The sequence below is a fragment of the Coprobacter sp. genome (assembly GCF_982436375.1).
In genome coordinates, this window is sequence record NZ_CEWDCG010000147.1 from 1 (window position 1) to 7,933 (window position 7,933).

General features: G+C 38.9%; 7 protein-coding genes. 5 read left to right on the plus strand and 2 right to left on the minus strand.

Going from position 1 to position 7,933, the window contains the following annotated elements; all coding sequences use genetic code 11:
• Positions 1–552: potassium channel family protein (locus tag AC1WHX_RS08770; protein WP_481229174.1), on the plus strand; the 552-nt coding region annotated here is incomplete at its 5' end.
• Positions 553–597: 45 nt separating this feature from the next.
• Here AC1WHX_RS08770 and glsA read toward each other — a convergent pair.
• Together glsA and gad are read right to left on the minus strand one after the other, a co-directional pair.
• On the minus strand, positions 598–1,563 hold the full coding sequence (glsA, locus tag AC1WHX_RS08775) for a glutaminase A (RefSeq protein WP_122338078.1): 966 nt from the start codon (positions 1,561–1,563) through the stop codon (positions 598–600).
• Between the two features lie 151 nt (positions 1,564–1,714).
• A complete protein-coding gene (gene gad, locus AC1WHX_RS08780; protein ID WP_302545151.1) occupies positions 1,715–3,154 on the minus strand; it encodes a glutamate decarboxylase in 1,440 nt (479 codons plus the stop codon).
• Between the two features lie 345 nt (positions 3,155–3,499).
• Between gad and AC1WHX_RS08785 the strand changes: the two genes are divergently transcribed.
• From AC1WHX_RS08785 to AC1WHX_RS08800, 4 genes are all read left to right on the plus strand, one after another.
• Complete coding sequence (locus tag AC1WHX_RS08785) at positions 3,500–4,726, plus strand: MFS transporter (RefSeq protein WP_122338079.1); 1,227 nt, start codon at positions 3,500–3,502, stop codon at positions 4,724–4,726.
• A gap of 38 nt (positions 4,727–4,764) precedes the next feature.
• Complete coding sequence (locus tag AC1WHX_RS08790) at positions 4,765–5,676, plus strand: DMT family transporter (protein WP_302545150.1); 912 nt, start codon at positions 4,765–4,767, stop codon at positions 5,674–5,676.
• A 253-nt stretch (positions 5,677–5,929) separates the two neighbouring features.
• On the plus strand, positions 5,930–6,907 hold the full coding sequence (locus AC1WHX_RS08795; RefSeq protein WP_122338081.1) for a metallophosphoesterase: 978 nt from the start codon (positions 5,930–5,932) through the stop codon (positions 6,905–6,907).
• A 247-nt stretch (positions 6,908–7,154) separates the two neighbouring features.
• Positions 7,155–7,565 (plus strand): hypothetical protein, encoded by a 411-nt coding sequence (locus tag AC1WHX_RS08800; protein ID WP_022390576.1) that lies wholly within the window; start codon positions 7,155–7,157, stop codon positions 7,563–7,565.
• Positions 7,566–7,933 lie beyond the last annotated feature (368 nt).

The window sequence follows — 7,933 nt, forward strand, 5'->3', positions numbered from 1 at the left end:
CATCGGAAGCTTCATTATTTACGTACTCATTTTGTATTTTTGATTATTTCGATCCCGTATATTAATATATTTGATTATTATCATGTAGCATTTTCTCCGGAAATCCGTTATTTTTTACGTTTTATACCTTTGATACGGGGAGGCTATGCCTTGGCGATAGTCGTGGGCTGGTTATCCTATAATAAAGCTTCGAGCCTGTTTACTTCATATCTGACGATGTTGTTGGCTACCGTATATTTTTCGAGTCTTATATTTTTCGTATTGGAACATAAGGTGAATCCTCTTGTTCCCGATTATGGTGAAGCCTTGTGGTGGGCTTTTATGGATGTGACGACGGTGGGTTCGAATATTTATGCCGTAACGGTTACAGGAAAAGTGCTTTCGGTGCTGTTGGCCGCGTTGGGAATGATGATGTTCCCTATATTTACGGTATATGTGACGAGTTTGGTACAGAAGGCGAATTTGGATAAAAAAGAATATCTTCAACAAACAAGTGACAATTCTGTATCTGCAGGGAGGTCTACTCAGACCCAAACAGAAACAAACCCGTAAACAGGAATTTCTGTTTACAGGTTTGTTTCGGAATGTTTTTTACGCCTATTCGACTATTGTAACTTGGTCTCCACTGAATACCGATAGCCCTAATTTATTCATAATATGTTTAATTGCTAATTGGGCTTTTACCGAATTTCCGGCATTGTCGATGGGTGGTGCGAAAGCTGCAATCCCGAATAATCCGGGAAGTGTACCCATTACACCGCCTCCGACTCCTGTTTTTGCAGGAATGCCGGAAGTATAAAGCCAGTCGCCTGTATGTTCATAGAACCCTACGGTAGCGATAAGTGAAGTTATTTTGGGAGAGAGTGCCGTATCGAATATCTGTTTCCGGGTAACCGGATTTGTTCCGTTATTGGCAATCGTAGCCCCGCATATCGATAATTGGGTTGCCGTGATTCCTAATGAACATTGCCGGGTATAAAGGTCGAGAGACATCGTCGGATCGTCATAGATGCGGTTATAATTTTTAAGTAGCCATGTTATAGATCGGTTGTTGAAATTTGTCTCCGATTCCGATTTGTATAACTCATCGATCAATTGAGGGGCACTTCCACATAAATCGGTAATGTTATCGACGATTGCTTTCCATTTGTTTTCGGGATCAGCTATCGGTTTTACCATACTGCATGCAGCGATTGCTCCTGCGTTGACCAAAGGTGTGGAGGGATGATCATTTTCCAATAAAATGGCGAATATCGAATTAAATGGTAATCCGGTGGCGTCTGCTCCGATTTTTTCGAGGAGTTGTTGAGCTCCGTATTGCCGGAGAACTAAAATGGTTGTGTGAACTTTAGAGACCGATTCTATTCCGAACTTATATTCCGTGTCTCCTAATTGAATGGTCTGTCCATTGAGCAGGCATATACTGATCCCGAACAGATTTTTATTTATATTGGCCAAGTAAGGGATATAATCGGCGTTTTTCCCGTCGGTATTTGTTTTATACAGGTCAAAAGCCTCTTGAGCCGCATCTTTGATTTGGGAAATGGAAATTTTCTTTTGCATACCTTTTCTGTAATTAAAAAAACGGGAGCTGTTTTTTTATCCGGGAATGTTATTGTCCCGTTTGAGAGCCTATCTAAATTTTACCGATAATATTTTTTGCCGGAAAATTTAGGCAGGCTCTTAGAACAGCTCCCGAGAGTTCTTATATTTATTATTTCTTTTTCCGGCCTGAGCCTGTATGGGTAAATACAGACCCTTTGATCTCGATATTTTTTTCTTGCGCAATGCGGGTCGGAGTCGGGTATTCGAGTTTTTCGAGCTCGGCAATTGCACTGTTAATGTCATTTAGCAACATATCTGCCATATCTCGGCTAAATCCTTGACGTACAACAATACGCATTACGATGTAATTTTGAATGTTTTCGGGAAGAGTATATGCCGGAACCATCCATCCGCCTTGTTTCAGTTTATCTTGTAAATCATAGAGAGTCCATTTTGCTGTTTTTGCATATTCCGGTTTCATGTACCAGATGAACAGCGGATTGACTACTTCAGGGCTATAATTAACAAACGGTTTCATCTGTCCGATTTGCTGGTGCAAGTATTTGGCAATTTCCATGCCGTTTTGTTGAATAGCCTTATATCCTTCGAATCCGAGTCGGATAAATTGATAATATTGACCTAATATTTGTGCTGCCGGACGGGAGAAGTTCAGACCTACTTGAGTAATATTCGCTCCCAAATAGTTGACGCTGAAAGACATTTCTTCCGGCAAATATTTGGCGTCTTTCCAGACAACCCAGCCGAGTCCCGGATATACCAATCCGAATTTATGTCCCGATGTACTGATTGACAATACCCATTTTAACCGGAAATCCCATTTTAATTCAGGCTGTAGGAATGGTAGAATAAAACCTCCGCTGGCTGCGTCTACATGAATAGGGATGTCGAATCCTGTTTTGGCATTATATGCGTCGAGAGCCTTGTCGAGAGCTTCGACGTCATCGTTCAATCCTGTCCAAGTAACCCCCTCGATAGGGACGATGCAAATTGTGTTTTCGTCACACATTTTCAGTGCAGCTTCGGGGTCTAACGTCGTCTTTTCGAGAGTCAGAGGAACTTGTCTCATCTCGATTTGCCATAATTGGGCGAATTTTTCCCACACGACTTGAAATCCGGAAGAAATTACGAAATTCGGTTTGTCTGTCGGTTTACCTTGTGCCTGCCTTTTTTTACGCCATCGTAGCCAGGCTGCCACTCCGCCTAACATACACGCTTCGGAAGAACCGATAGCTAAAGCTCCGCTCTTCCATTTTGCCTGTTCGGGAGTGTTCCATAAATTGGCTATAATATTGATGCATTTCGCATTCATTACGGCTATGCGGGGATACTCTGTCTCATCGATATAATTGATGTTGATAGCTTCGTTCATCAATTTGGTGGCATAATCATCCATGTAAGTCGTTACGAATGTTGCTAGATTTAATCGGGGTTGCGTCTGTGCGAATGTTTCATCTTTTACCATCTGGTATGCGATCTGCGGTGTGGTAGGACCATCGGGAATTTTATCGACAGGGGAGGGTTGCAACATCTCGTTTGATCCGAAAATAGCGGTTTTGGCATCTCCGTTTCTGAAATTTTGATCTTTCATCATTGAATTGTTTTTATAGGGTTCAACATAAATTGCCGATATGATACTTATTCATATCATAGTCAAAACACCTGTAATTGCGTAATGTTCCCCGGTTTTGAATATTGCTACACTATTTTGGGTTTATTAAAAAAACGATTTTTGAGAACTTTCCTGAATCTTTAAACGAGAAAATATTATCCGGTCATTTTTGTGTTTTCTTCCGGTCCATAACGATGTTGGAGTTTCCTCCCGGGAGAGGCAGGGGGGTGTATTTTTTTCAAACTTTGTCTGGGCAAAATTCAGCCGGACTCTCTAAACATTCGAAGTTTTTGTTTGTTTTTTATTGTTGAATAAAAACTGAATATGGAAATAAAAACCGGAGAGGGAACTATACCTCTCGTTACCCTGATCGGCATCTGGTCTATTTCGGCCTTGAATGCATTACCCGGATTGGCAGTTTCTCCTATCTTGGGTCAACTGTCACAGATTTTTCCTCATGCTACGGAGCTGGATATTCAAATGCTGACTTCGTTACCCTCTTTATTGATAATTCCGTTCATACTTCTTTCGGGAACATTGACCGAACGGGTGAATAACATACGGCTGTTGCAAATAGGATTAGGAATATTTGCAGCCAGCGGGGTGTTATATTTGCTTTCGGATCGAATGTGGCAGTTGATTGCCGTAAGTGCCTTGCTGGGAGCTGGATCGGGATTGATCGTGCCGTTATCTACCGGATTCATTACTCGTTTTTTTAAAGGTTCTTACCGGGTAAAGCAGTTCGGATTGAGTTCGGCTATTACGAATATCACTTTAGTAATCGCAACTGTTATAACCGGTTATTTGGCAGAGGTTGACTGGCATTTGCCCTTTATCGTGTATTTATTACCGATTATTTCGATATTTCTCTCATCTTATTTAAGAGAAGCTTCGGGGACGACAAAAAAAATATCCGAAAGTAATCGAACATCGGCCATCGTTGCAGGGAAACAGTCAGATACGGGAGATTTTATAAATAGAAAAAGACTCGTACAGTTAATGGCTTTTTATGGACTTTGTACTTATCTGGTCATTATTGTTAGCTTTAATTTACCGTTTTTGATGGAAGAGTATCATTTTTCGAGCGGTAATTCGGGCATAATGATTTCACTTTTCTTTTTGGCAATTATGACACCAGGTTTATTCTTGAACCAAATTATCGGATGGTGGAAGCAAAGAACGGAATTTTATAGTTTGTTATGTATCGCTGTAGGTTTGGGTCTTATTATACTTTCCCGGTCGGAATGGTGGATCGGATCGGGGTGTCTTTTTGCCGGTTTTGGTTATGGAGTGATACAGCCTGTTGTATATGATAAGACGACAAGAACCGCATCTTCTCGAAAGGTGACTTTGGCATTGGCGTTTGTAATGGCGATGAATTATCTGGCGATTTTGCTATGTCCTTTTATTATTGATTGGGCTGGTTTTATTTTTCGAGTACATACTCAGCAATTTGCATTTATTTTTAATTTGGTTGTAACTGTCTTGGCTGCCGGATGGGCATATTGGAAGCGGAATTCTTTTGTGTTTAGCGGAAATACGGAAGAATAGAAATATCGGTTATTTGCACTATAAATTTGGAATGAGTCGTGAAAAATAAAATTGTTGAAGCAAATATCTGTATGGTTATATCTAAAGGGTTTAGCGGATTGAATATGAATGCGTTGAAATATTTGCTCCCCTTCTGGATAAGCCCGTTTACAGGTGTTGCGTTGCGTTGTGTATTTGCTGCCGTTGCGTTCTGGATTATAAGTTTTTTTGTACCGTCGGAACATTCTACGGGAAAACAAAAAGTTCAGATTTTTTTATTGGGAGCCTTGGGGGTGTATGGATATATGTGTTTGTATTTGGTCGGGTTGAGTAAGACGACACCGGTGTCGAGTTCTATTTTTTCGACTTTGCAGCCGGTCTGGGTATTCTTAATTGCTGTTTTATTTTATCAGGAAAAAGTAACGTGGATGAAAGTAGTGGGAATCCTTATCGGTTTGGGAGGTGCATTACTTTGTATCTCTACGCAACAGAGCGATGATTTGGCATCGGATGCTTTGACCGGAAATCTTTTGTGTCTGGGTAGTTCTGTAATGTATGCCGTGTATCTGGTCATCAGTAATCGAATATTGAAATCGGTAGGGATGTTTACTTTATTGAAATATGTATTTACAGGAGCTGCTTTTTCAAGTCTTATCATGGTCTGTTTTATAAAATTTGATGCACCGGTTTTAACGCTTCCGATACATTGGTTACCGCTTTGTGTTTTATTATTTGTTCTTATTTTTCCGACGGTAATCAGCTATTTGCTGATACCGGTAGGATTGAAATATCTGAATACGACCATTGTTGCCATATACGGTTATTTAATTTTGATAGTAGCGACTATTGTTTCTTTATCTATCGGGCAAGATCGGTTTAGTTGGACTCAACTTTCTGCTATGCTTTTGATTTGCATTGGAGTATATTTGGTGGAGATTGCCGAACGAAAGACTCCTGTTACTGAGAAATAAAAAAGAATTCTTATCGGAGCTGAAGCTTCCTTGAGAACATATCTTATAAAAATATCTGTGCAAAGTTTTAGAAAAATCTACAAGAATAATTTGTTCTCTTCTGGGGAGTGGAACACTGATAACTATAGATCGGAAAAAAACATAAAAATATCCGGATAGTATTTTTATTGGAAAATTTAGGCTGCCTATAAGTATTAGACAGAGAAAAACATTATCTTTATCGATAATAAATAAGATAATGATTTGTTGAAATATGGGTAGATATATATGGCTTATTGTTGTTATTGGGTTAGGTGCTATTGTACCGGTTTGGGGACGAAATTTGAAATTCGACTCGGCAGGGCATTTTAAAATTGTACAGTTTACAGATGTCCATTATGTCCCGAATAATCCGAAATCGAAAGCTGCCATTCATCTGATCGAAAAGGTTTTGGATTTAGAAAATCCTGATTTGGTCGTATTGACCGGGGATATAGTAACTGGACGTCCTGCTCGGATAGGTTGGGATAGTGTGCTCGATCCGATATTACGGCGGAATATTCCTTTTATTGTGACATTGGGAAATCATGATGATGAGCAGGATCTGTCCCGTAGACAGGTAGCTGAACTGGTTACTTCATATCCTTTAAATTTGAATACGGTGCGTGTAGATAGCGTGACCGGATATTTGAATGGAGTGTTTCCCGTATTGGGTCATTTATCGGATAAACCGGCTTTATTGCTTTACGGGCTGGATTCTAATAGTTATTCCTCTATCCAAGCTATAAAGGGGTATGCTTGGTTCACTCCCGATCAAATAGAATGTTATAATTTATGGAGTCGTTATTATACCGGACTGAATGGGGGAAAACCTATTCCTGCATTGGCATTCTTTCATATCCCTCTTCCGGAGTATCGTGTTGCTTATAATATTCGGGAAAACAGGCAATCCGGAAAACGTAGAGAAAGGGAATGTGCACCAGAACTAAATACGGGAATGTATGCGGCAATGCTGTTGAATGGAGATGTGATGGGGATGTTTACCGGACATGATCATGGAAATGATTATATAGCATTATATAACGGTATAGCTTTGGCTTATGGACGTTTTTCTGGTGGAAAGACGACTTATACGAAAACTTCTAATGGTGCAAGAGTTATTGAGATTCGAGAAGGTGTGCGGGGGTTTTCTTCTTATATCCGGTTATCGAATGGAAAGATTGTCGATGTGTACGATTATAAACAGAATTGATTTTAAAAGAACATATATCCGGATTTTATGAATCTCTTTACGGCTTATTTTCTTGTTCCTTTACGTCACGTAAGTCGCCATGCTCTTTATCGGAATTGAAAACTCCCTTAAAGAGAGTTCTCAAAAAATCTGTGTAAAAATTAGACAGGTTTTTAAACAGCTTCTTATTTTGTTACGTTAATTCTCCTTGTAGATTTGCAGTGATTATAAATAACAAACATATTTATTAAATTAAAGCATTCGTTTTATGAAAAAACTATTGTTGTCATCACTCATTATTGTGAACTGTATTTTTGCTTCTTATGGTCAAATGGAGAAGAACGATACTATAAAAAGTAACCAGTTTCTCTATTGTGAAATTGTTGGTGAAAGTAACTTGTTGCAAACAAAGGTAAGAGTTGCCGTTGATTTCGGACAAGAAATAAATTATTGGACTCAGTATAGAGATAAATTTCTTGTAGATGAAAATGGGAAGAGGATAAAGTTCAATTCTATGATCGACGCTTTGAATTATATGGCTAAATTGGGATGGAAGTTTGAACAAGCGTATGTCGTTTCTACACAGAATCAACTTGTTTATCATTATCTTTTAAGTAAAAAAGGAACTCTTTCTGATGTAAAGAATGGTTTGACTGTCAAGAGAGATCTGGAAGATTGAAAGGGTAAATACTCTGATAAATGAGCAATAACGGAAATTTTGTTACTTGGGTATTTTCTATTTCCTTTGTAGAAGATACTTAAATATAGAATACTCTCTCCCGTATTTCTCCCGGCATAAAATAGCGACATGGCCATAACTTATTGATTATCAATAAGTTATGGCCATGTGTGTCGGGGTGAGAAGATTTAACATCACTTTTTTATTTTTGCTAACTTGTTTATAATTAATAATTTATTTTCTTTCTTTAGGGGATATTTTATGCTTTTTACAGCCAAGGGCTCTGCCGTCACAAATTAAAGAGAATCCTCTTCTATATAGTTTAAAAATTCGAAAGAATTGAATATTTTAGGAGAATCAGAAGGTTC